We start from the raw sequence: 273 nt of genomic DNA, 5'->3' as shown, positions 1-273 counted from the left end.
TTCGTGGTCATATCCGGTATTAGACCCAGTTTCCCAGGCTTATCCCAGAGTGCGAGGCAGATCACCCACGTGTTACTCACCCGTTCGCCGCTCGTGTACCCCGAAGGGCCTTACCGCTCGACTTGCATGTGTTAAGCACGCCGCCAGCGTTCGTCCTGAGCCAGGATCAAACTCTCCGTTGAAGACTCTCAACCCACTCCGAAGAGCGAATCAGAAGTAACTCGAACCAGAGTCCGAAAACCTAACTTAAACGCCAGCCGGAAAATAGCTGAC

At 54.2% G+C, this 273-nt stretch carries 1 rRNA gene; it reads right to left on the bottom strand.

What is annotated here, in order from left to right:
* Positions 1–182 (bottom strand): 16S ribosomal RNA (locus tag ON23_RS05820); the annotation flags it as partial.
* Positions 183–273 lie beyond the last annotated feature (91 nt).

Origin of the sequence: Nocardia cerradoensis NBRC 101014, from assembly GCF_000308535.1 — a bacterium.
Lineage (GTDB): Bacteria > Actinomycetota > Actinomycetes > Mycobacteriales > Mycobacteriaceae > Nocardia > Nocardia cerradoensis.
The sequence above is the reverse complement of the archived record's forward strand: the minus strand, read 5'-3'. Positions and strand labels throughout refer to the sequence as shown.